The 22,715-nt window shown below is 64.6% G+C and carries 23 protein-coding genes and 2 tRNA genes; 10 read left to right on the top strand and 15 right to left on the bottom strand.

What is annotated here, in order from left to right; all coding sequences use genetic code 11:
• Positions 1–93: 93 nt before the first annotated feature.
• Positions 94–750 carry a response regulator gene (locus tag E5222_RS16125; RefSeq protein WP_136694807.1) on the top strand — a complete coding sequence of 219 codons (657 nt, stop codon included), beginning with the start codon at positions 94–96 and terminating at the stop codon, positions 748–750.
• Positions 747–2,108 (top strand): sensor histidine kinase, encoded by a 1,362-nt coding sequence (locus E5222_RS16120; RefSeq protein ID WP_136694806.1) that lies wholly within the window; start codon positions 747–749, stop codon positions 2,106–2,108. Before E5222_RS16125 ends, E5222_RS16120 begins: the two co-directional genes overlap by 4 nt.
• A gap of 5 nt (positions 2,109–2,113) precedes the next feature.
• On the opposite strand, the gene E5222_RS16115 is transcribed toward E5222_RS16120, so the two are convergent.
• The 9 genes from E5222_RS16115 to pepN form a co-directional block, all read right to left on the bottom strand.
• Positions 2,114–2,187: transfer RNA gene (locus E5222_RS16115), tRNA-Gly, on the bottom strand.
• 40 nt (positions 2,188–2,227) lie between these two features.
• Positions 2,228–2,848, bottom strand: a complete 621-nt coding sequence (locus E5222_RS16110) for an OmpA family protein (RefSeq protein WP_169053636.1) — start codon at positions 2,846–2,848, stop codon at positions 2,228–2,230.
• A 41-nt stretch (positions 2,849–2,889) separates the two neighbouring features.
• Positions 2,890–4,758 (bottom strand): cation:proton antiporter, encoded by a 1,869-nt coding sequence (locus E5222_RS16105; RefSeq protein WP_136694804.1) that lies wholly within the window; start codon positions 4,756–4,758, stop codon positions 2,890–2,892.
• 104 nt (positions 4,759–4,862) lie between these two features.
• Positions 4,863–5,396 (bottom strand): adenine phosphoribosyltransferase, encoded by a 534-nt coding sequence (locus tag E5222_RS16100; RefSeq protein ID WP_136694803.1) that lies wholly within the window; start codon positions 5,394–5,396, stop codon positions 4,863–4,865.
• Positions 5,397–5,416: 20 nt separating this feature from the next.
• Positions 5,417–6,265, bottom strand: coding sequence for a cytochrome c1 (locus E5222_RS16095; RefSeq protein WP_136694802.1), 849 nt, complete (start codon positions 6,263–6,265; stop codon positions 5,417–5,419).
• 26 nt (positions 6,266–6,291) lie between these two features.
• Complete coding sequence (locus E5222_RS16090) at positions 6,292–7,584, bottom strand: cytochrome b (RefSeq protein ID WP_136694801.1); 1,293 nt, start codon at positions 7,582–7,584, stop codon at positions 6,292–6,294.
• A 17-nt stretch (positions 7,585–7,601) separates the two neighbouring features.
• Positions 7,602–8,165, bottom strand: a complete 564-nt coding sequence (gene petA / locus E5222_RS16085; RefSeq protein WP_211196178.1) for a ubiquinol-cytochrome c reductase iron-sulfur subunit — start codon at positions 8,163–8,165, stop codon at positions 7,602–7,604.
• A 196-nt stretch (positions 8,166–8,361) separates the two neighbouring features.
• Positions 8,362–9,129, bottom strand: a complete 768-nt coding sequence (gene pgeF, locus E5222_RS16080) for a peptidoglycan editing factor PgeF (protein WP_136694800.1) — start codon at positions 9,127–9,129, stop codon at positions 8,362–8,364.
• Positions 9,122–11,776, bottom strand: coding sequence for an aminopeptidase N (pepN, locus tag E5222_RS16075; RefSeq protein ID WP_136694799.1), 2,655 nt, complete (start codon positions 11,774–11,776; stop codon positions 9,122–9,124). Before pepN ends, pgeF begins: the two co-directional genes overlap by 8 nt.
• Positions 11,777–11,829: 53 nt before the next feature.
• Between pepN and E5222_RS16070 the strand changes: the two genes are divergently transcribed.
• A complete protein-coding gene (locus tag E5222_RS16070; protein WP_136694798.1) occupies positions 11,830–12,609 on the top strand; it encodes a Rossmann-fold NAD(P)-binding domain-containing protein in 780 nt (259 codons plus the stop codon).
• Here the strand turns inward: E5222_RS16070 and E5222_RS16065 are convergent.
• The 3 genes from E5222_RS16065 to E5222_RS16055 all read right to left on the bottom strand — a co-directional run bounded on the left by E5222_RS16065 (position 12,606) and on the right by E5222_RS16055 (position 15,806).
• Complete coding sequence (locus E5222_RS16065; RefSeq protein WP_136694797.1) at positions 12,606–13,766, bottom strand: energy transducer TonB; 1,161 nt, start codon at positions 13,764–13,766, stop codon at positions 12,606–12,608. The two genes, E5222_RS16070 and E5222_RS16065, sit on opposite strands and share 4 nt — an antisense overlap.
• A gap of 91 nt (positions 13,767–13,857) precedes the next feature.
• A complete protein-coding gene (locus E5222_RS16060; RefSeq protein ID WP_136694796.1) occupies positions 13,858–14,814 on the bottom strand; it encodes a DMT family transporter in 957 nt (318 codons plus the stop codon).
• Positions 14,811–15,806, bottom strand: a complete 996-nt coding sequence (locus E5222_RS16055; protein ID WP_136694795.1) for a threonine aldolase family protein — start codon at positions 15,804–15,806, stop codon at positions 14,811–14,813. The genes E5222_RS16060 and E5222_RS16055 overlap by 4 nt, the downstream gene beginning before the upstream one ends.
• A gap of 52 nt (positions 15,807–15,858) precedes the next feature.
• Between E5222_RS16055 and E5222_RS16050 the strand changes: the two genes are divergently transcribed.
• Complete coding sequence (locus tag E5222_RS16050) at positions 15,859–16,173, top strand: GNAT family N-acetyltransferase (RefSeq protein ID WP_211196177.1); 315 nt, start codon at positions 15,859–15,861, stop codon at positions 16,171–16,173.
• A 1-nt stretch (position 16,174) separates the two neighbouring features.
• Here E5222_RS16050 and E5222_RS16045 read toward each other — a convergent pair whose 3' ends face one another.
• The 3 genes from E5222_RS16045 to E5222_RS16035 all read right to left on the bottom strand — a co-directional run bounded on the left by E5222_RS16045 (position 16,175) and on the right by E5222_RS16035 (position 18,413).
• A complete protein-coding gene (locus tag E5222_RS16045; RefSeq protein WP_246021835.1) occupies positions 16,175–17,698 on the bottom strand; it encodes a PH domain-containing protein in 1,524 nt (507 codons plus the stop codon).
• Positions 17,695–18,156: a PH domain-containing protein gene (locus tag E5222_RS16040; protein WP_136694794.1), complete on the bottom strand. Its 462-nt coding sequence runs from the start codon at positions 18,154–18,156 to the stop codon at positions 17,695–17,697. Before E5222_RS16040 ends, E5222_RS16045 begins: the two co-directional genes overlap by 4 nt.
• A 182-nt stretch (positions 18,157–18,338) precedes the next feature.
• Positions 18,339–18,413 (bottom strand) — tRNA-Thr (locus E5222_RS16035).
• A gap of 112 nt (positions 18,414–18,525) precedes the next feature.
• On the opposite strand from E5222_RS16035, the gene E5222_RS16650 reads away from it, so the two are divergent.
• From E5222_RS16650 to E5222_RS16010, 6 genes are all read left to right on the top strand, one after another.
• Positions 18,526–18,672: a hypothetical protein gene (locus tag E5222_RS16650; protein WP_169053635.1), complete on the top strand. Its 147-nt coding sequence runs from the start codon at positions 18,526–18,528 to the stop codon at positions 18,670–18,672.
• Between the two features lie 47 nt (positions 18,673–18,719).
• Positions 18,720–19,406, top strand: a complete 687-nt coding sequence (gene gpmA / locus E5222_RS16030) for a 2,3-diphosphoglycerate-dependent phosphoglycerate mutase (protein WP_136694793.1) — start codon at positions 18,720–18,722, stop codon at positions 19,404–19,406.
• 5 nt (positions 19,407–19,411) lie between these two features.
• A complete protein-coding gene (gene purE, locus E5222_RS16025; RefSeq protein ID WP_136694792.1) occupies positions 19,412–19,912 on the top strand; it encodes a 5-(carboxyamino)imidazole ribonucleotide mutase in 501 nt (166 codons plus the stop codon).
• 71 nt (positions 19,913–19,983) lie between these two features.
• Positions 19,984–21,036: a 5-(carboxyamino)imidazole ribonucleotide synthase gene (locus tag E5222_RS16020; protein ID WP_136694791.1), complete on the top strand. Its 1,053-nt coding sequence runs from the start codon at positions 19,984–19,986 to the stop codon at positions 21,034–21,036.
• Positions 21,036–21,536 (top strand): dihydrofolate reductase, encoded by a 501-nt coding sequence (locus E5222_RS16015; RefSeq protein WP_136694887.1) that lies wholly within the window; start codon positions 21,036–21,038, stop codon positions 21,534–21,536. Before E5222_RS16020 ends, E5222_RS16015 begins: the two co-directional genes overlap by 1 nt.
• Complete coding sequence (locus E5222_RS16010; protein ID WP_425456274.1) at positions 21,533–22,714, top strand: dipeptidase; 1,182 nt, start codon at positions 21,533–21,535, stop codon at positions 22,712–22,714. The genes E5222_RS16015 and E5222_RS16010 overlap by 4 nt, the downstream gene beginning before the upstream one ends.
• Position 22,715 lies beyond the last annotated feature (1 nt).

Raw genomic sequence — 22,715 nt, 5'->3', positions numbered from 1 at the left:
CTCAAGCTGACAACAACTTGTCAGTTTGCCAGCTTCTTGTCAGTTTCACCCTGCATCAGGACGCTCCTGACCCTCCATTTGCTAAGGCGAACCATGCGCTTGCTGCTGGTAGAAGACGATCCCGAACTCGGCCGCCGGCTGAGCGATCGCCTGCGCAGCGCCGATTACGCCGTCGATCTTGCCACCACGCGCGAGGAGGCGGAGGACTGGCCCGATCTGGACAAGATGGCCGCCGTGGTGCTCGATCTCGGCCTGCCCGATGGGAACGGCATCGACCTGCTACGGCAGTGGCGCGCCAAAGGAGTCGATTGCCCGATCCTAATCCTGACAGCACGCGGGAGCTGGCAGGACAAGGTGGAGGGCCTCAATGCCGGCGCCGACGACTTCGTGGTCAAACCCGTGCGGTTCGAGGAATTGCAGGCCCGCCTCAACGCCCAGTTCCGCCGCCATATGGGCAAGCGCGAAAGCGTGCTGCGCGTCGGCTCGCTCTCGCTCGATCCCGTTACCCATATCGCCGAAGACGATGGCGAGCCGCTGGCACTCAGCCGCAAGGAATTCGCCCTGCTGCACCTCTTCATGCGCCGCGCGGGGCAGGTGCTGTCGCAAGCGGATATCCTTGAAGACCTCTACGACCTCGAGGCGGAGCGCGAACTCAACACGGTCGAGGTGCTGGTCGGCCGGTTGCGCCGCAAGATCGGGCGCGAGCGTATCACCACGCAGCGCGGCCTCGGTTACAGGCTGGAGCCATGAGCCGCCCGCTCCCCCCGTTCGGCAGCTTGCGGCTGCGCTTCATGCTGGCGATCGGCCTGTGGGTGAGCCTGGGCATCCTCGGCATCTGGTTCACCGCCACGCAGGTCTTCTCCCGCCACATCGAGGAGAGCTATCATGAGGAGCTGGAAGTTCATGTGCGCGAGCTGGCGCGGCTGACCGAAATCGGTCCCGACGGCGTTCCGATGCTCAGCCGCCCACTGTCCGACCCGCGCTATGAAGTGCCGCTGTCGGGCTTTTACTGGCAGGTCAGCATTCCCGATCGCACAACGCTCAAGTCGGAAAGCATGACCCGCGGCGAGCTGGACCAGCGCGTCGCCCATTCGCCCGATATCGCCCATGTAGTCGAGGATGGTCCGACGGGCCCCGCCATCACCTATGGCATGATCGAGGAAGGGCCGGCGGGCGAGGAGGTCCACATCGTCATCGCCACCGATCAGAGCGAGCTCGACAACGCGATCGCCTCCTTCACGCGTGAGCTGACGGTGTGGTTGGTCGCACTGGCGGGGCTGTTGCTGGCAACGGGCCTTGCGATCATCTCCTTCGGCCTGCGTCCGCTCAACCGGCTGGGCATTGCGATCAACCGGCTGCGCGGTGGTTCGGCAAGCCGGCTGGAGGGCAGCTATCCGGCGGAGATCACGCCGCTGGTAAGCGACCTCAACGCCTATATCGCGCAGACGAGCGCGCTGGTGGAGCGCGGCAAGGTGCAGGCGGGCAACCTCGCCCATTCACTGCGCACCCCGCTCGCCGTGGTCACCGACGAGGCGGAGCGTCTTTCAGAGAATTCCCAATGCGCCGATTCCGCGCGCGTCCTGCTGGAACAGTCGGAACGGATGCAGCAGCAGATCGACTACCAACTGGCCCGCGCCCGCTCAGCCGCAATGGCGAAATTGCCGGGCAGCATGTCCGTCCTTCCGACCCTCGCGCGGCCGATCCTGCAAGCGATGACACGCCTGCATCCCGACATCCGCTTCACCGCGCCGACGAATGCAGGGGAGATATCCCTGCCTGTCGATCCGGTCGTCCTGTCCGAGCTCCTGTCCATCCTGCTCGACAATGCGGGCAAATGGGCGAGGGAAGAGGTGCAGCTGTCCTACACGCGCGACCCGGCTGGAGCGGTGACGATCACCATTGCCGATGACGGGCCCGGCATGACCGAAGAACAGATCGCGCGCGCCTGCGACATCGGCACCCGCTTCGATCCCGCGACCCCCGGCTCTGGCCTGGGTCTCGCCATCGCGCGCGAAATCTGCGCCGACCTCGGCTGCGAGTTCGAGCTAACGTCGAAAGAGGGCGGCCTCGTCGCACGCCTGACTTTCGCGAATAATGGGGGCAAGTGAGCGGCTGGAGCGGGTAGCGGGAATCGAACCCGCATAACTAGCTTGGAAGGCTAGGGCTTTACCACTAAGCTATACCCGCCCGCTCCGGATGGCCGCTTGCCACCGAGCGGGGGCCTTCGTCAAGCGTCGTCGTTCGATCCGCTCGCGGCACCAGCGGGCGGCAAGGTGACCGGTGCGATCTCTATATCCACGCGGCGATTGCGCGCACGACCTGCTTCATTGGGTGACCCGTCGGGCCTTGCATTGGGCGCGATCGGGTTCTGCTCGCCGAATGCGATCACGGTGATGCGGTCGTCATCCACGCCGCGTTCCACCAGCCATGCCGCGACGGCCTCGGCCCGTGAGCGCGAGGCGCGCAGGTTCGCGCTGTCATTGCCCGAGCTGTCGGTATGGCCGCGCAGAATGACCGGCCAGCCTTCGCGCAGCGCATCGCTCTCCAGAACTTCGCGTAGGGCGGCCAGCGCCGCCGCATCCATGTCATTGCCGCCATCGGCAAAGGGTACGGTCACCGTCAGTGGCTCGACCGGCTCCGGCTCATCGGCGGGCGGCGCTTCATCGCGAATGATCGAAACGGCGGGCGTTTCTTCCGGTTCGGGTTCGGCAGTGGGCGTCACCGCCGGATCGCCAGGTGCCTCGTTCGCCTCCGGATCGACCGGCGCATCGCCATCACGGCGCAGTTCGCAGGCGGAGAGCGCCAGGAAAGAGGTGGCGCTGAGGATGATGGCTGGAATTCTGGTCATCGCGTCTCTCCAGGGCAATTGGCTCGGCCCTTTTGTCCTTCTCATGTCGGTTGTGGAACGGGGGCGCCCTTGCCCGGCTTGCGCGTTTCGCCCGCGTCCTCCGCCTGTTTCTTGCCCGGCGGGGAGAAGCTCACCACCGTATCGCCAGCTTGCGGTTCGGGCGTGGCGGCATGGGTAAAGAAGCGCATCTGACCGTTGGGACGCAGCAGCAGGAGCATGTTCGCCGCTTCGGGCAGGACTTCCCTCGCATCCTCGATATCGAACTGGTCTGACAGCTTGGTGCGGCGGAACACCCAGCCGTCCATCTGCCGCTGGTGGACGTCGGCCACGCCGAAGCCCGATGCGAACAGCGCGCGGCCGCGCAGCGATGCGGGGATCTTGCGATGATCCTCCTCCTCGCCGCCACCGCCACCGGCGCCTTCGCCCAGCTGGTAGACCGAATCGGTGCCGATCTCGGGTGCGAATTCGGAGCAGACGAGCGTGTTGTAGGCCTCGTTATCGGTCGCCGCGATCAGCACCTGGAAGGGCGCCAGGTCGAGATGATGCTCGGTCGCCTCATTGAGGATCTCGCCGTGATAGGTGGGAATGCCCGCCGCGCGGGCGGGCTTCAGCCGGGCCCAGTTGGCGTCGACGACCATGATGGGCGTCTTCAGCGATTGCATCAGCTTCGCCAACGCAATGGTCCATGGCGTGGCGCCCACGATCAGCAGGCCGGGACGGCTCTCCCCCTTCACCTTCAGCCAGCGCGCGACGAGGTTCACGGTGAAGCCATGCGCGACGATGGTTGCCACCACCACGGCAAAACTGAGGCCGATCAGGATCGACCCGTCGCCATAGCCAAGGTCCGACAGGCGCAGCGCGAACAGGCCGCTGATGGCGACGAGCACGATACCGCGCGGTGCGATCCAGGCGAGGAACAGCCGCTCATTCCACGGCACCTCGCTGAAAAGGAGGCTGAGCAGGACCGTGGCCGGACGCACCACGAAGAGCAGCGCGAGCAGGAAGGCACCGAACTGCCACTCGAACTGGCGCAATTGATCGAAGTCCAGGCTGGCGGACAGCAGGATGAAAATGCCCGAGACAAGCAGCACGGCGATGTTCTGCTTGAAGGGATGGATCGAGCGCAGGCTGGCGACATGCATATTCGCAAGGGCAATGCCCATCACTGTGACGGCGACGAGGCCGGCCTCATGCTCGATCAGATTGCACAGCACGAAGGTGCCGATCACCACGACCAGCAGCACGGGCACTTTCAGGAATTCGGGCACAAAGCCGCGCGGGAAGGCCCAAGCGACCATCGCGGCGGCGGCATAGCCGATCAGGCCCGAAACGCCCGCCGCGATGAGCAGCGGCGGCACAATTTCGAACATGGTCGCGCCTTCACCGACATAGCGAAAATATTCATAGGCGATCACCGCGCACAGTGCGCCGAAGGGATCGTTGACGATCGACTCCCACTTCAGCAGCGCGGCAGGGCGCTGTTGCACGTTGGACTGGCGCAGCAGGGGGATGACGACGGTCGGGCCGGTCACCACCAGGATACCGGCGAAGAGGATCGCCACCGGCCAGACGAGGCCGGCAACGTAATATCCGGCCAGCGACCCGAACAGCCAGCCCAGCGGCACGCCGAACACGACCAGCCGCCACACGCCGCCGCCGAACTTGCGCAATTCGCGGAAATCAAGGCTGAGGCCACCTTCGAAGAGGATCAGCGCAACGCCGATGGAGATCATCGGCTCCAGCATATCCCCGAAGGCTTCATGCGGATCGATGATGCCGAGGAAGGGGCCTGCAGTGAAACCGGCCGCCAGCATCAGCACGATGGCAGGCCAGCCGGTGCGCCAGGCCACCCATTGCGCACCAATGCCCAGAATGCCCACCAGGGCGATGACAATGGCCTGTTGTTCCATGAAGCTCCCGATCCAATACGCCACGCGGGAACAATCACCCCGCTTGGCGCAGCACCCGATACGGCATCAACGCGTAAGTGCGCGTTTCTTTCCTACCGCCGCGATCAGTGTCCGGCAAATTCGATCAGGGAATGGCTTTCAACACCCTCTGCCCGCAGACGGTCGGCCCCGCCCAGTTCGGGCAGGTCGATCACGAAGAGGGCGGTATCGCAGTGGGCGCCGGCCTGGCGCAGCAATTGCGCAGCGGCGGTTGCTGTGCCGCCCGTGGCGATGAGGTCGTCGACCAGCACGATACGCTCGCCTTCGCTCACCAGCGACGGGTCGATCTCGATCCGCGCATCGGCATATTCGAGCGTGTAATCCAAGCCGATGGTCTCGACGGGCAGCTTGCCTGCCTTGCGCACGGGCACGAAGCCGAGGCCGAGCTTGGTTGCGAGGGCCGTGCCGAAAATGAAGCCGCGCGCCTCGATCCCGGCGATGGCTGACGTGCCTTGCGGGACGCGTTCCGCCAGATGGTCGATGGCAGAGGCGAGACCGCGTCCATCGGCGATGAGCGTGGTGATATCGCGAAACTGGATACCCGGAGCCGGGAAATCCGGAACGGTGCGGATCAGCGCCTTGATCTGGTCAAGCGTCAATCCGCTGCTCCCGCTTCCCGTCAATCCTTGCGCTTGGGCTTCATGTCCGCCCAGACCTGCTTCTTGGCCAGCCATGCAAGGATGGTCGCGAAGAGCAGGAAGCCCATCACCATCCAGCCCAGCTTGATACGGTCGATCAGTGCAGGCTCGGCCGTCCACGTCAGGAACGCCGCTACGTCCTTCGCCATCTGGTCGATGGTGGCATCAGTGCCATCGGCATAGGTCACCTGCCCATCGGCCGTCAGCGGCGGAGCCATCGCCAGGTTGAGATTGGCGAAATACGGGTTGTGATGCAGGCCGGTGCCCGGCAGCGAATCGGGGAAGCGCTCGGCCAGCTCGGCCGAAGGTTCCTGGTACCCGGTCAGCAGCGAATAGACATAGGCGGGGCCGTGATGGCGGGCCTTGGTCAGCAGCGAGAGATCCGGCGGAATCGCATTGTTGTTCGCCGCCGCAGCCGCCACGTTATTGGCATAGGGCGACGGGAAGTCGTCGGTCGGCAGGCCGGGGCGCGAGGAAGCCTCGCCCGTGTCGGGGTTGATGCCCGGAACCGTCCAGCTGGCGGCTTCGGCCTTCACCTGCTCTTCGGAATAGCCCAGCTCTTCGAGGTTGCGGAAAGCGACCTGGTTCAGCGAGTGGCAGGCGCTGCACACTTCCTTGTAGACCTGGTAGCCGCGCTGCAGCTGAGCCACGTCCCAGGCCGGGAACAGGCCGTCATGTTCGAACTCGACATGCTTGGGGTCGAGGTGGAAGGCATGCTCGGCAGTCTCTTCGGCAGGCTCGGTCGCTGCATTATATGCGCCCATGACGAAGGATAGCAGCACCACGAAGGTGAAGCCCAGGCCAACCAGAATTCCAACAAGGCGGATCATCGTATCTTTCCCCTAAACCCGCGCGCTCAGGCTGCCGGCTCGGCTTTGTTGTTCAGCACTGCCTTATCGTCCGAACCCAGGACCTCTTCCGTAATCGAGAACGGCAGCGGCTCGGGCTTCTCGATCGAAGAGACGATCGGAAGGATCACGAGGAAGTGCAGGAAGTAATAAGCGGTGAAGATCTGGCTGAACATCACATAGGGTTCTTCAGCCGGCGCGCCGCCGAGATAGAACAGCGCGGCCATCGTCGGGATCAGGCCGAACCAGAAGAACTTGCGGAACATCGGGCGGTAATTGCCCGAACGCACCGGCGACTTGTCCAGCCAGGGCAGGAAGAACCACACCAGGATGGCGGCGAACATCGCCAGCACGCCCCACAGCTTGGCCGGCAGGATGAAGTCGAAGGTGAAGGCGCGCAGGATCGCGTAGAACGGGTAGAAATACCATTCGGGCACGATATGCGCCGGCGTCGAAAGCGGGTTGGCCGGGATGTAGTTGTCCGGGTGGCCCAGCGCGTTCGGCATGAAGAAGACGAAGGCGCAGTAAACCAGCAGCGCCACGCCAAGGCCGAAGCCGTCCTTTGCCGTGTAATACGGGTGGAAGGGCACGGTGTCGCTTTCGCTCTTCACTTCCACGCCGGTCGGGTTGCTCGAACCCGGAATGTGCAGCGCCCAGATATGCAGGATCACGACGCCCGCGATCACGAAGGGCAGCAGGAAGTGCAGGGAGAAGAAGCGGTTCAGCGCGGCATTGTCGGGCGCATAGCCGCCCAGCAGCCACACCTGCAGCGGCTCACCCACGAAGGGAATCGCGCCGAACAGGCCGGTGATCACCTTGGCACCCCAGAAGCTCATCTGGCCCCAGGGAAGGACGTAGCCCATGAAGGCGGTCGCCATGGTCAAAAGGAAGATGACCACGCCGATCAGCCACACCATTTCGCGCGGCGCCTTGTACGAGCTGTAATAGAAGCCGCGGAAGATATGCAGGTAGAGCACGACGAAGAAGAAGCTGGCGCCGTTGGCGTGCGCATAACGCATCAGCCAGCCCCAGTTCACGTCGCGCATGATGTGTTCGACCGAGTTGAAGGCCACCGCGTCATTGGCGGCATAATGCATCGCCAAAACCACGCCGGTAACGATCTGCAACACCAGGCAGAAGCCGGCGAGAACGCCGAAATTCCACATGTAGTTCAGGTTGCGCGGCACCGGATAGCCCGCACCCACGGCATTATAGACGAGGCGCGGCAGAGGAAGCTTCTCATCGAGATACTTCATCAGCGGATTGGTGGGTTCGTATTGCTTGGCCCAGGGAAAACTCATCGTCTCTGTCTCTCGCCTCAGCCGATAACCAGCGTGGAATCGGAGATGGTGTAAGCCGGCACTTCGAGGTTGGTCGGAGCCGGACCCTTACGGATGCGCGCAGCGGTATCGTAGTGCGAGCCGTGGCAGGGGCAGAAATAGCCGCCATACTCACCCTTCACCTCGCCTTCGGCAGCGCCCAGCGGCACACAGCCGAGGTGGGTGCAGACGCCCATCACCACGAGGATGTTCTCGCTGCCTGCCAGCGTACGCTCTGCCAGCGTCTGCGGATCGCGCAGATCACCGACATCGACGGCATTGGCATCGTCCATTTCGGCCTGGGTCAGGTTGCGCACGAAGACCGGCTGCTTGCGGAACACCGCCTTGATCGACTGGCCCGGCTCGAGCGCGGAAATATCCAGCTCGGTGGTGCTTTCGGCCAGCACGTCCTTGGACGGCGCCATCTGGCTGACCAGCGGCAGGATGGTGAAGAGACCACCCACGCCAGCGGTTGCCACTGCAGCAATTTCGATGAAGTCACGACGGCGGACGCCGTCTTCGGCCACTACTTGTGTGTTGGCGGTATCGGTGGTGGTTGCCATTACCTTGCCTTGCCTGCCGGATATATTGCGGGGCAACCCCGCCTTCATCCGATAAAATCACGAGCTGCCGCACGCCGAAACGATGCCCCGGGACGGCGGCTTGGCGGGGCTGATAGACGAGCAAATCGCCCATGCCAACCCGCCTTTTGGCCCAGAGGCGAAGGCTCGTCTTTTCAGAAGGCTTATCGCGAACGATTCACAATGCGATCAGCGAGAACTCACGGCCATATGTCGGCTCCCCGCGATGGACCGACCGCCGGTGCGAATAGAAGCGCGAGGGATCCGCATAGGTATCGAGGCCGAGCGGCTCGACCGCGGCCAGCCCCAGCGCCTTGAGGCGCGAGGCGACATAGGCTTCGAGGTCGAATTGCCACTTGCCCGGCGCGCCATCGGCAAAGAATCGCGCATCGGCTTCGGTGAACTGCGCGCGCAGATCCTCGCCCACTTCGTAGCTATCCTGCGCGATGCATGGGCCGATCGCGGCGACGATATGCGTGGGATCTGCCCCCAGCTCCACCATCCGCGCGACCGTCTGTTCAAGCACGCCGCCATGCGCGCCGCGCCAGCCGGCATGCGCCGCGCCGACAACACCTGCCTCGCGATCCGCGAACAGCACCGGCGCGCAATCGGCCGTCACGATGGCGAGCGCGAGGCCCGGCGTGGCGGTAACGATCGCATCCGCCTCGGGCCGCGCATCCTCCGGCCATGGCGCGTCGGCGATGATCGCGACCGGCGAATGGACCTGCTTCACCGTGACGAGCTGCGCACCCGGCACAACGGCAGCGAGTGCACGGCGGCGATTCTCCGCCACCGCATCGTCATCATCCCCCGCATTGAGGCCGACCTGCAGGCCCGCCGCAAAGCCCGTGCTGACCCCGCCGCGACAACCGAGAAAGCCATGCGGCACGAAATCGAGCGCGCTCGCGCGAATCACCTCGACCGGATTGGCAACGAGGTCAGCCAAGGCTGCGGATCACTTGTTCATGCGTATCGCGCGACAGGTTCCCCGCCGCCGCGATCCGCTCCAGCTGCTCGCGCATCAGGGCCGAGCGGCCGGACTCGATTCGCCGCCAGCGTCCGAACGGCGAGACGAAGCGCGCCGCGGTCTGCGGATTGATCGGGTCGAGTTCGAGGATGAGGTCCGCGATCATGCGATAGCCCTCGCCATCCGCCGCATGGAAAGCATGCGGATTGGCGGCAAAGGCCATGTAGAGCGAACGCACGCGGTTGGGATTCTTCAGCGTGAATTGCGGATGGTCGGCCAGCGCCTTCACATGCTCGATCGCATGCGGATGCAGCGATTGCGCCTGGATGGCGAACCACTTGTCCACCACCAGCGCATTGTCCTTGTAGCGGTTATAGTAGTCGAGCAACTTGTGCGTTCGCTCGGGCGTCTGCAGCCCTGCCAGCACCATCAGCGCGCCCTGCCGGTCGGTCATGTTGTCGGCGGCATCATATTGGCCCGCACCCATCTTGCTGGCGAGCGCGGGATTGGCCTCGGCAAGATAGATCAGCGCCTGCGTCTTCACCTTGCGCGCACCGCGAGCCTCTGCATCAAGACTGTAAGGCATGTCGCTGGCGCGGCCGTGCAGCGCGATGAAATCGGCCTCCAGCTGCTTGCCCAGCCAGCCGCGCAGGCCCTGCCGCTCGGCATGGATCACGCCGGGGTCGGCGGCCTCCATCTGCTCCATCAGGTAGGTCTGCGTCGGCAGGATCAGCAGCTCGCCGCGCATCAGATCGTCGAGTGTGTCGTCCGCCAGCACGGCGGCAAGCGCATCGCCGATGGCCTTACGCCCGGCATCGCGGGCATCGTCGTCGAGTTCGCCCGCGCAGGCCTGCTTGAGGTGGGTGACGACCAGCTCCTGCATTGCCTCATAGCGGGCGAAGGGATCGTCATCATGCGCGGCAAGGAAGACAAGGTCCTCGCCCGAAACCTCCTGCCGGATCGAGACGGGCGCGGTGAAGCCGCGATTGAGCGAGAGAACGGGCTTGTCGGCAAAGTCGGTGAAGGTGACGCTAGCCTCCTCCTTGTCGAGCACGACCAGTTCCTCGCCCCTGTGGCTGCCATTGGCCTTGTCGAACAGCGCCAGCTTGAGCGGGATCGGCATGGGCTGCTTGTCGGGCTGGCCGGGCGTGGACGGCACCTCCTGCTTGAGGTGCAGCGTCACCGCATCGCCATCATGCTCCATCCGCACGGAGACCTGCGGTGTGCCGGCCTGCGAGTACCAGCGGCGGAACTGCGTGAGGTCGAGCCCTGCGCCATCCTCGATCGCCTTGACGAAATCCTCGCAGGTCGCCGCCTCGCCATCGTGGCGTTCGAAATAGAGGTCGCAGCCTTTGCGGAAGGCCTCTTCGCCCGCCATGGTCCGCATCATGCGGATGACTTCGGCGCCCTTGTTGTAGACGGTGGCGGTGTAGAAGTTGGAGATCTCGCGATAGCTGTCCGGGCGGATCGGATGGGCGAGCGGACCCGAATCTTCGGGGAACTGTATCCCGCGCAGTACGCGCACATCCTCGATCCGCTTGACCGGTTCGCTGCCCATGTCCTGGCTGAACAGCTGGTCGCGCAGGACGGTGAAGCCTTCCTTCAGGCTGAGCTGGAACCAGTCGCGGCAGGTGACGCGATTGCCCGACCAGTTGTGGAAGTATTCATGCGCAATCACGCCTTCCACGCCGTCGAAATCGCCATCGGTGGCGGTATCGGGGTCGGCGAGCACATATTTGGTGTTGAAGACGTTGAGGCCCTTATTCTCCATCGCCCCCATGTTGAAGTCGCTGACGGCGACGATGTTGAAGATGTCGAGGTCGTATTCGCGGCCGAACACCTCCTCGTCCCATTGCATCGACTTCTTGAGCGATTCCATCGCATGGCCGGTGCGCTCGAGATCGCCCTCGCGGACATAGATGTTGAGCGTGACCTCGCGCCCGCTCATCGTCGTGAAGGTATCGGTATTGGCAACAAGGTCCCCCGCCACCAGCGCGAAGAGATAGGAGGGCTTGGGCCAGGGATCGTGCCATTCGGCCCAATGCGTGCCGTCATCGTTCTCGCCGCTCGCGCCGGGATTGCCGTTGGAGAGGAGGACGGGGAACTGGTCCTTCGGGCCGGTCATGCGCACGCGATAGGTGGAGAGCACGTCGGGCCGGTCGGGGAAGAAGGTGATGCGGCGGAATCCCTCCGCCTCGCATTGCGTGCACAGCATGCCGTTAGAGGCATAAAGGCCCATCAGCTGCGTGTTGGAGGAGGGATCGATCTCCGTCACGATCTCGACCAGATGGCTGTCGCTTACCAGCGGAACCATGAGGTCCTCGCCATCCATCGACCAGCTGTTCACCACCTCGCCATCGACCACGACTTCGAGCGGGGTCAGCCCATCGCCATTGAGGCGGAGCATGTCGGTGCGGTCCGCCTTGGCATTGCGCTGCACGGTCAGCTTCGCGGAAACACGCGTCTTTTCCAGCCCCAGCTGGAAGTCGAGCGCGATCTCGGGGATCAGCCAGCCGAAGGGGCGGTAATCCTCGCGCTTGATGACGGTAGGTTCGGCGGGGGTCCGGGCGGCATCGGCCATTTCGGGGGTGCCGTCCGGGTTCGAGACTGTGCGGGCAATATCCATGGCTGCTGATTTAGGTCCTTTCGCTGCCCCGTCCAATGGGTAGAACGCATGACATGGCGCATCTGTTCATTTTCGGCCTCGGATATTCGGCAAAACGCATCGCCGCGCGGATAGAAGCGGCCGGGTGGAGCGTGGAGGCGACGGGGAGCGAGGGTAGCGTCGATTTCACCGATCGGGCCGCTGTGGAAGCTGCGCTCTGCAGGGCGAGTCACGTGCTTTCCTCGGTCCCGCCGGCCAAGGATGGCGGCGAGCCGGTGCTCGATAACTATGGCGAGCTGCTCGAAGGGCGATGGCTGGCCTATCTCTCTTCAACCGGGGTCTATGGCGACACAAAGGGGGCCTGGGTCGACGAAAGCGCCCCCACGGGCACCGGACGCCGCACCGCGCGTGCCGAAGCCGATGCGCGCTGGCTGGAATTGCGCGCGCGCGTGTTCCGCCTGCCCGGAATCTACGGCCCGGGCCGCAGCGCTTTCGAACGGATCGCGGAAGGCAAGGCGCACCGCATCGACATTCCGGGGCAAGTCTTCAGCCGCGTGCATGTGGAGGATATCGCCAGCGGGGTGGCGCTCGTCATGGCGCGCGATGCGCCGCCGGGGGCCTATAACCTCTCAGACGATTTGCCCTGCAGCCAGAATGCGGTGATCGAGGAAGCCTGCCGGCTAAAGGGCGTCGAACCGCCGCCGCTGCTCTCTCTGGAGGAAGCCAATCTCAGCCCGATGGCGCGCGGCTTCTATATGGAGAACCGCCGCGTCGCGAATGGCAAGGCGAAGCGGGTGCTGGGCTGGCAGCCTGCTTTCCCGACCTATCGCGAGGGCCTTCGCCGCTCTTTCTAGCGGCGGACCAAACGGGAGATCGTCAGCTCTCTCCAATCGACACGAACTTCCAGAGTAGCGTCGACAGGATTGCCAAATGCATCTCGAGGAATTGTAAAGCGCGCGTCCTCACCAAACAGCGCGCATGTCGCCCGATCGAGGGCGTCTACATAGCTGGGTCGGGATAGACGGCAGTTCAGCAATTCACCCTGTGAAGAGATGTCCAATTCGGCAGCTACAATCGCATTGGGCGGTAACTTGACGCCAGCAATCAAAGTGGGGCCGATTGTCACGCCACCAGCCAAGTCGGGGGTTTTCGTCGCTGCTGGCAGTTGAGCCCGCAAACGGCGTCCGCGCCATTCCAGAATTACCGGGAGATGCGACAATCCAGGCACTTGTGGCCGACTCCGTAGCGCCTCGCAGCTGGCACGGTCATATTCCTCGCTTCCACTTGACTGCATGACCTGGCAATTGCCGACGGCCCCATCGGCATGGGTGGAGAAGACCAGGCCGACTTGCGCCTCTTCCAGGCGATCCGGATTGCTCTCAAGCAGATCCCGTCCTCGCGGCAAGTCGAGCTCATTGAGCCGGGAGATGTCACTCGACCTCACTACCGGCGGCCAAGTCCCTTCATAGGCCGCATCGGCATTTCCCCAGCCTGCCGGTGCAGGCGGAGGTACGACCAGGCGCATCTGGGACGAAAGTTCAACGGCGATATCGAGCTGGCTGGGCACGCCTGCCCCCTCCTGATCCAGCGCCGCAGCGAAAGCGAGTTTGGTACTCGCAAGTCGGCAAACGAGCTCTGCAACCTCGGGCACGAGCTCGGCCTCTCGCCATCGAAACCCCTCCTGCACGCTTTGCGTGAGGGGCTCACACCCGGAAACCCTGCCGTCCGCCGCCAGCGAAACGCGCAGGGTCAGCCCCATGCCCGAAGAGCCCGCATTGCTTCGAATGGCCTCGGGAAAATCCTCGGGAACAATCTTGGATTGCGCGCGCAGGAGGGCGGCACGGCGCAATAAGGGCCGGCCACTTACGTCTTCGCTGGTTTGGCTTCGCCGAAGCCAAAAGACTTCGACCCCAAGTTGGCGCGCTTCTTCCTGGGCGTTGGCAACTTGCGCAAACAATGGGGTAGCCGGAACCAAGGCCGGAACTCCAGCGAGAAAAATCAATCTTTTCATTTGCCCCCCTGCTCGACCGCATCGAATTTCTATCAGGATAGCGCGCTGCTGCAAGAATACCTTGCCCGAGAGGCGGAGATGACTGCCCGCCTTATTCCGGTTCAGGCCGCATTGTCGTCGCCTGCCCGACCTTCACGCTCCGCGTCCGGCGCGAGCGCAGCGCCAGCACCATGCCGCCCAGCGCCAGCGCCATTCCGGCCATGGCGAGCGGGGTCCAGCGGTAATCCTCGAACAGCGTCGAGAGCAGCATCGCCACCACCACGGTGACGATGGCGTTATAGGCCGTGCGCCCTGCCCCGATCTCTCGCACGAGGTTGTAGTGCAGCGGGAAGGTGACGATCGATCCGATCAATGCGAGATAGGCGGTGCCCATCCAGTACATTGCGCCCGTCGGCAGCGGCGGCGGGCCAACGGTTACCAGCGCAAAGATGAGATCCGCCACCAGGCCATAAAGCATCGCCCAGGCGAGCAGGCTGACCATCGCAATCCGCCGCCCGACCTCGTTCGCCTGCACGACATTGGCGACCGAGGCGGAGAGCAGCCCGCCAAGGCACAGCGCCACGCCCAGCAGCACGTCGCCGCCCAGGGTCGATGTCCGCGCCTCATGCACCAGCAGCATGGCCACGCCCGCAATGGCGACCGCGCTGCCGAGCATGAAACCCGCCTGCATCCGCTCCCCGATGAAGATGCGCGCAAAGATCGCGTTGGGCACCATCAGCAGCGCGAAGAACACCGCGACGATGCCGGAAGTGAGGTGCAGCTCCGAATGGTAGACGAACATGAAATTGCCGCAGAACTGCAGCACGCCCACCACCACTGCCAGCATATGCCCCGGCCCGTCCAGCTTCAGCGAACGCTTCATCACCAAGGCCAGCAGGAACATGCCCGGCGTCGCCAGCGCGAAACGATAGAAGACCGACCATGCCGCCGGCACACCGTCGATCTGCCCGGTGATCACGAACCAGGTCGAGCCCCAGATCGTGCCGGTAAGCATGAAGGGGACGATCACCCGCCAGCTGAGCATGCCGGGCGTCTCGGATGTGTTCATAGGGCCGCCAGCGCCCTGCCCAGGGCCTGCGCGTCTTCAGGCTTGGTGTCCCAAGCGGTCACGAAGCGCACGCAGCTCTCGTCCCAGTCGTAGAAGGCAAAGCCCTGTGCGCGCAGGGCGGCGCGTTCCTCCGCGCACATCCGCACGAACAGCTCGTTCGATTGCGCGGGATGAAGCAACCGCTCGCCAGCGCCCGCCGCCACTTCGGCAGCCGCCGCATTGGCCTGGCCGGCAAGCTCCAGCCACAGCCCGTCCTCGACCAGCGCGAGAACCTGCGCCGCCATGAAGCGGCCCTTGGAATTGAGGTGCCCGGCGCGCTTCCTGCGCCAGCGGGCTACATCGGCCTTGGCGCTATCGAAGAAGACCACCGCCTCCACATTCATCGCGCCGTTCTTGGTGCAACCGAAGGAGAGCGCATCGACCGGCCCCGCCGCCTCTGCCGCTGAGCAGCCGAGATAGGCCACCGCATTGGCGAAACGCGCGCCGTCCATATGGAAGCCGAGGCCTTGGGCTTTCGCCAGCGCCCCTATGGCCGCCACTTCCTCGGGCGCATAGGCCTGCCCATATTCGCTCACCTGCGTGATCGAGATCGCATGAGCCGGCACCTGGTGAATGCCGCGCGTGATGCCCGCCAGCACCTCCTCGATTCCCCCGACACTCAGCTTGGCACCTGCGCCATCGGCCAGCAGCAGCTTCGCGCCGTGGAGGTAGAAGCCGGGTGCGCCGCATTCGTCCATCTCGATATGCGCCTCACGATGGCAGATCACGCTGCCATGCGGCTCGACCATGGTGGCAAGCGCAAGGCAATTGGCAGCGGTTCCCGTCCCCGCCCACAGCACAGCGCAATCGCGGCCGAACAATTCGGTGAAGACCGCATCCAGCCGTCCACTCAGCGCATCGCCGTCATAGGGCGTGTCGGGCACATCAGCAGCCTGCATCGCTTCCCACAGCTTTGGGTGGACGCGCGCCGCATTGTCGGACAGGAACTGCATGGGAACGCCATGGCGCTGCCGCCCGTTCAAGGCAAGAAGGAGAAAGCCTCACATGACCGATCCGGCCGAAATTACCCGCGAAGATGTCGATGGTGGTGGTGTTTACTCGATGGAAGTCGAAGGCGCACACCGCCCCGCCGTGCTGACATGGAAGGCACGCGGTGAGGATGGCGAGATCCGGCTGGTCGATCATACCTTCACCCCGCCCGAAGCGCGCGGGAAAGGCATCGCCGCAAAGCTGGTCGAAGCCATCGTCGCAGATGCGCGCGAGCAGGGTTTCAAGATCGCCCCGCAATGCCCCTATGTCGTCTATGCATTCGGCAAGCATCCCGAATGGGAAGAACTGCGCGTCCCCATTCCGCGCTAACTCAGCGGGGCAGCCTGGCGAAATCGACCGCCGCAATACTGTCGAGCACGGCGGCGCGCATCGCCTCTGCCTCTTCCAGCGGCAATCCGTCGAAGGACAATGATCCGCCCGCAAGGCCGAAATTGAGGTTCGCATAGCCGCGATGCTTGCCCAGCGGGCCCTGCGCGATCTCCACCGAATGCAGCTTGATCCGGCTCGCCACGGTCAGGCGCGGGGCGAGCCAGCCCCGTCGCGAGAGGATCTGCTTGGGATCGATGGCATGGCGCTCGAACCGCCAGAGCAGATATTGCCGCAGCGCTTCCGCACCGGCGAGGAACAGCCCGGCAGGCGCGAGCCACCACAGCTTCTCCTCGAACAGGCCGGCGGCAGCCACCAGCAGCATGGGGATGCCCGCCAGCAGCGCGCTGTCGATCCGGTATTTGCGGCTGGGCCGGTGCCAGTCCGTCCCGCTTTCCGGTAGCGCAAAGCCCGCCGCATCGATGATCGGCGCGAACTCGTGCTCCTGCGCAAAGGGGGCAACGACGTGGTTCGCCGATTTGCTGTCCTGCGCCAGGCTGATGAAGGACAGGCCATGCCAGCCCCAAAGGCGACGCAGCAGGCCGGTGCCGACGGTGATCGCCTGCACGCGGTGCACTGGCATCACCACATCGGTGCGCGTCAGCAGGCCGCGGCGGCGGCGGAAACCCTTGGGGGTCTTCTCCAGCCGGAAATCCCAATCGCGTAGCACCGTCCGGATCGCGCCAGTGGCAAGGCCCACGAAGCCCAGAAGGACCACTGCGATTGCCGCGCCGACAATGCGCGATGCCCAGCCGAGCCCCGCCAGCCACGCGCCCGGCCCGGCGAGCCGCTGCTCCCACTCCTCGAAATTCCAGATATCGAAAGGCAGCAGGAATTCGAACTGCTGCGCCGCACCGCCCAGCACGGCAAAGACCACCAGCGAGAATTCGAACAGGCCGAACAGCAGCAGGCGCTTGGGACCCATGGTGAACAGCACCTCGCCTTCCGGCTGCGGTTCGGGCAGCGCGTGCCCATCCGCCGTGCTGGCGACCGAGACCTCGCCCGCGCGCTGGTCGCGCACCACTTCGCGCAGTCGCGCGCCTTCCTCGGCAGTGACATAGGCGAGCTTCAGCTCGTCCTTGCCGCCCGCGCCGGTTTCGAACCGCACCTCGACAAGGTTGAACAGGCGCGGGATGAGGCTCTGCTCCAGGCTGACGTCCTGGATGCGCTCATAAGGGACCGAGCGCGCCTGTCGGCTGATGAAACCCCTTTCCACCCGGATATCCGATTCGCCCACGCGATAACGCAGGCGGCGCCAGGCGAGCCAGGCGGCCAGTGCGCTGATGCCGATCGCCGCGCTGATAACGACAATGGCGACGACCACCGGATGGCCGATCTCGCGCGCACCAAAGAAGGCGGCGGCGATCGGCAGCAAGGCCTGTTGCAGCCCGCGCACGGCCTTGACCGCAATGGCGCGCGGATCGACCCGCTGCCAGCCTTGCGCGATTTCCTCCTCGGTCGTGCTCACAGTGTCTCGCGCTTCACATGCGCGCGGATCGCCTCGCGCATGTCCATCGCCACTTCATGCTTGAGGCCCGGCAGGCTGACCGAGGCATTATGCGTTCCCGCCGTATACAGCACCAGCCGCCCGATGCCGAAAGCACGTTCGAGCGGACCCTGCTCGACATCGATGTGCTGCACGCGGCTGAAGGGGACGGCCGTATCCTTGCGGAAGAGCAGGCCACGCACCACGCGCAGCCGGTCCTCGCCAAGGTCATAGCCGCGCGCATTGTAGCGCCGCAGCGGCACCATCAGGATCAGCAGCATGGCGAGCAGCGCCACGGGCACCAGAAACGCGCCGGCGAATATCACCTGCGCCACTTCGGCCACCAGCGCGCCGATGATGAAGGGCAGCGACAAGAGAATGGCCTCGATCCGCAAGACGGTAACATAGGCGCGATCGACCGGAGTGAGTGGTTCGGACATGGTGCCTTATATGCCCAACACACCAACCGGAGGCAAGAAAATGCAACGCTAACAGCGGAAACGGACCCAAAGGGTCCGCAAGGCCAACCGGCCGCCCGCAGCGATGCCGGGCTTGCCCGGCAGGAAGCGAGGAAAGCCAAGCGGGCGGATGCCCGCGCCGGCGCTTGAGGCAAAATAGGGAATGGTGCTGCTGGAGAGAATTGAACTCTCGACCTCACCCTTACCAAGGGTGCGCTCTACCACTGAGCTACAGCAGCGTGAATCACCATCGCCCGCCCCAATCGGCAGGCAGGCGCGCGCTATTGTCGCGGGCGGACCGAAAGTCAAGGCGTGCTTGAGCCACAGCGCGATTATCGCCATGGGAGAGGCATGGAGAACGAGGAAAAGAAGCTTTCGCGCGAGGAGCGGCTGGCCGCCAAGCTGCGCGAGAACCTGCGCCGCCGCAAGGCGCAGGCCAAGGCGATCGACGCCAAGGCCGAACCCGCGCCCCTTCCCAAGGGCGAATCGACCAGCTAACGGGTGGCGCTCTCATAAAGAAGCGCCACCAACAGGAGCCTTGCACCTTGCCCACGCTGATCCTCGTCCGCCATGGCCAGAGCCAGTGGAACCTCGAGAACCGCTTCACCGGCTGGTGGGACGTGGACCTTACCGAAAAGGGCGTGACCGAAGCGATCGCCGCCGGCGAATTGCTCGCCGCAAAGGACCTGCTGCCGACGATCGCCTTCACCTCCGTCCAGCTGCGCGCGATCAAGACGCTGCACCTGACGCTGGAAGCCTGCGGGCGGCTGTGGATTCCCGAAACCAAGGACTGGCGCCTCAATGAGCGGCACTATGGCGGTCTGACCGGCCTCAACAAGGCAGAGACGGCGGAAAAGCACGGCGCGGAGCAGGTGCATATCTGGCGCCGCAGCTTCGACACGCCGCCCCCGCCGCTGGAAAAGGGCGGCCAGTACGACCTCTCCGCCGATCCGCGCTATGCCGGCATTCCCATTCCCGACACCGAAAGCCTGAAGCTGACGATCGAGCGCGTGCTGCCTTATTGGGAAAGCACGATCCTGCCCGAACTGACCAAGGGCGAGACGGTGATCATCTCCGCCCACGGCAATTCCCTGCGCGCGCTGGTGAAGCACCTCTCGGGTATTTCGGATGACGAGATCACCGGCCTCGAAATCCCCACTGGCGAGCCGATCGTCTATGATTTCGACGATGCGATGCAGCCGGGCGAACGCCATTACCTGAAGGATCGCTGAGAGAGATGTCCGCACCAGTCGCAATCGTGCCAGTTGCAATCGTAATGGGCAGCCAGTCCGACTGGCCGACCATGAAGCGCGCCGCCGCCATGCTGGACGAGCTGGGCGTGACCTATGAAGCGCGCATCGTCTCCGCCCACCGCACGCCCGACCGGCTGCATGCTTTCGGCAAGGGCGCGGCGGACGAAGGCTTCAAGGTCGTGATCGCAGGCGCAGGCGGCGCTGCCCACCTGCCCGGCATGATCGCCGCGCTGACCCACCTGCCCGTGCTGGGCGTTCCGGTGCAGAGCAAGGCACTGTCGGGGCAGGACAGCCTGCTTTCCATCGTGCAGATGCCCGCCGGCGTACCCGTCGGCACGCTGGCCATCGGCGATGCGGGCGCAGCCAATGCCGGGATCATGGCAGCCTCCATCCTCGCGCTGGAAGATGCCGATCTGGCAGAGCGGCTGAAGGCCTTCCGCGCCGCGCAAACCGCACGGGTGGCGGAAAAACCCGCGGATCAGTAAGCACCTCAACCAGATGATAAGGACAGCGGGTTAGCGGACCCGCATGTCACAGGGGAAAAGGACCACCACACGTGCTCGCACCGGGTAGTACGATCGGCATCATGGGGGGCGGCCAGCTTGGCCGGATGATCGCAATCGCGGCGGCACAGCTGGGCTATCGCTGCCATGTCTACGCGCCGGAAAAGGACAGCGTGGCGGCCGAGGTCTCCCATTCCTTCACCAGCGCCGCCTGGACTGATCTGGAGGCGCTGCGCACTTTCGCGCAAGCCTGCGACGTCATCACCTATGAGTTCGAGAATGTGCCGGTGGAGCCGCTGCTGACGCTGCCCGCCGCCATGCTCGCCCCCGGCGTCAACGCGCTGGAAGTGGCGCAGGACCGCTATAGCGAGAAGCGCTATATCGAAAGGCTGGGCGGCCGTCCCGCGCCCTTTGCCGCGATCAACCACGATACCGACGTGGAAGAGGAGGTGCGCCAGGTCGGCGTGCCCGGGATCATGAAGACGCGGCGCGACGGCTATGACGGCAAGGGCCAGTGGAAGATACAGACCGTGGCCGATGCCACCGGACTGCGCATTCCCGAAAGCCGCCTCGTCTATGAAGGGCTGGTGGAATTCAAATGCGAATTCTCCGTCATCATGGTGCGCGCCCGCGATGGCGAGGTGCGCTTCTGGGATTCCACGCGCAACCGGCATGATGGCGGCATCCTTGCCCATTGCGAGCTGCCCGCCCCCGCCATTGTGGGTGAGCAGGTGGAGGAAGCGCGCGCATTGGCGATCGAAGTCGCGCGGGAGCTCAATTATGTCGGCGTGCTGACGCTGGAATTCTTCGCCACGGACAATGGCCCGGTGTTCAACGAAATGGCGCCGCGCGTGCACAATTCGGGCCACTGGACGATCGAGGGCGCAGTCACCAGCCAGTTCGAAAACCATGTCCGCGCGATTTGCGGCCTGCCGCTGGGCGATACCTCCAGCATCTCCGACACCATGGTGATGGACAACCTCATCGGGGCCGAGGCGCTGGATATCGAAAAGCACCTGTCCGATCCCAAGGCGCATCTCCATCTCTACGGCAAGGCCGAGGCGCGCGAAGGGCGCAAGATGGGCCATATCACGCGGGTGGGATGATGACGGAGCAGGCCAAGCGCGAAGTGCTGTTCATCGTCGCGCGCGCGACCAATGGCTGCATCGCCAAGGATGGCGACGTGCCGTGGCAGATCAGCGCCGACCTCAAGCGTTTCAAGAAGCTGACCATGGGCCATCCAATGGTGATGGGGCGCAAGACGTTCGACGCGCTGCCCGGCCTGCTTCCCGGTCGCCGCCATATCGTGCTGACGCGCGATCCGGATTGGTCCGCCGATGGTGCGGAAGTGGCACATGGGGTGGACGAGGCGCTCGCCCTGCTGGACGGTGAGAGCTATTCGGTAATCGGCGGGGCGGAAATCTTCGCGCTGATGGCTGACGAGGCGACGCACTGGGAAATCACCGAAGTGCATGAGGATACGCAGGGCGAGGTCTTCATGCCCGCGCCCGATCCCGCCGAATGGCGCGAGGTCTCTCGTGAACCGCACGGGGCCGCCGATGGCTGGCCGCCCTATGACTTCGTCACCTATGAGCGGCTGGGATGATCAGGCGGCTGGGCCTCGGCCTTCTGGGGCTGCTGCTCGCCCTTGCCATCGCCTTCTTCACGCTCGCGCCCGGTTACTTCGACCGGACGATGAACCTGGTGGATGAAAGCGGCGCGATTGCCGTCTCGGACGAAGCGCGCGCGCTGCATGACACGCTCACCATCGTCGACCTGCATGCCGATACGCTGCTGTGGAAGCGCGATATGCTCGACCGCGTGGATCACAGCCATGTCGACCTGCCGCGCCTGATTGACGGCAATGTGGCGCTGCAGGTCTTCTCCAGCGTCACCAAGACGCCAGAGAACCAGAATTACGAGAGCAATACGGACGAGACCGACCGCATCACCCTGCTCGCTATCGGCCAGTTGCAGCCGGTGCGGACATGGGGTTCCTTGCTTGAGCGGACCTTGTGGCACGGCACCAAGCTCGATCGCGCGGTGGAAGGGTCGGGCGGCGCGCTGGTGGCGATCCGCGATGGCGCGGACGTCGCGGCCCTGCTTGCCGCGCGGGGTGATGCCGCACGGCCCGTCGGCGCGATGCTCTCGGTCGAGGGGCTGCACAATCTCGAAGGCGATATCGCCAATCTCGATGCGCTTTACGACGCGGGCGTGCGCATGGCCGGGCTGGCGCATTTCTTCGACAATGAGGTGGCGGGATCGATGCATGGCGTCACCAAGGGCGGACTGACGTCAATGGGCCGCGAGACGGTGCGGCGGATGGAGGCGATGGGCATGGTGGTCGATATCGCCCATTGCAGCCATCAATGCGTCGCCGAGGTGCTGGCCATGGCGCGCCGCCCGGTCGTCTCGAGCCATGGCGGGGTGCAGGCGACCTGTGCCGTCAATCGCAACCTCACCGATGAGGAGATTCGCGGCGTCGCAGCGACCGGCGGGCTGATCGGCGTCGGCTACTGGCCCGCCGCCGTCTGCGGCCTCTCCCCCCACGCCATCGCCCGCGCCATGCGCCATGTACGCGACCTTGTCGGCATCGAGCATGTCGCGCTGGGCAGCGATTTCGACGGGACGGTGGAGACTGCCTTCGACACAGCGGGCGTCGTGCAGGTGACGCAGGCCCTGCTGGACGAAGGCTTCAGCGAGGAGGAAATCCGCGCCGCGATGGGCGGCAATGCGCTGCGCGTCCTTGCAGCGGGGATCGAACCGATGCAGGGGAGCGACTGAT

This window comes from Alteraurantiacibacter aquimixticola (assembly GCF_004965515.1).
In the GTDB taxonomy this organism is placed as follows: domain Bacteria; phylum Pseudomonadota; class Alphaproteobacteria; order Sphingomonadales; family Sphingomonadaceae; genus Alteraurantiacibacter; species Alteraurantiacibacter aquimixticola.
This window is presented reverse-complemented; position numbering and strand designations above follow the sequence as displayed.